This is a genomic window from Ureibacillus suwonensis (genome assembly GCF_042655065.1).
In the GTDB taxonomy this organism is placed as follows: domain Bacteria; phylum Bacillota; class Bacilli; order Bacillales_A; family Planococcaceae; genus Ureibacillus; species Ureibacillus suwonensis.
In genome coordinates, this window is sequence record NZ_JBHSNQ010000088.1 from 1 (window position 1) to 541 (window position 541).

General features: G+C 43.4%; 1 pseudogene. It reads left to right on the forward strand.

The features are described 5' to 3' along the window. Positions 1-222 precede the first annotated feature (222 nt). A pseudogene (locus ACFPOH_RS10750) lies at positions 223-541 on the forward strand (phage repressor protein); the annotation flags it as partial.

The window sequence follows — 541 nt, forward strand, 5'->3', positions numbered from 1 at the left end:
CGCTATAAGCACCGTTTAGATAAATTTTCAGTTGTCACCAAACTGACGACAACTGATGGCAAAGCCTACGACACTATTCTTTATACTGCAAAAGGTGTCTATGAAATCTGCCGATGGAGCAGACAACAAAAAGCTGATGCGTTCTTCGACTTCGTATATGACGTTCTGTAAGGTCTTCGCAAGGGCGATTATCAAATCACTCCAACTGCCCCCAAACTGACGGTGGTTGAAGGTGATGAAGCTCGTAAACTTGAATTAGAAGCTCGTATTCGTAATGCAAAGACCAGACAAACGAGATTGCTCGTAAATGTAGCTGACAAGTTCAAAGACATTCTCCCAAAGGAACAGATTCAGATACTCATAGGAAACGCCACAGAGCTTATTTCAGACGTTCCAATGCTTCCTAAACCCGAAAAAACCTACACAGCAGGGCAAATAGGGGCAATTCTGGGCGTTTCAGCCAACAAAATAGGTCGTATCGCCAACAAGCATGGATTAAAAACCGATGAATACGGTATATGGGTTCTCGATAAGTCCCGAC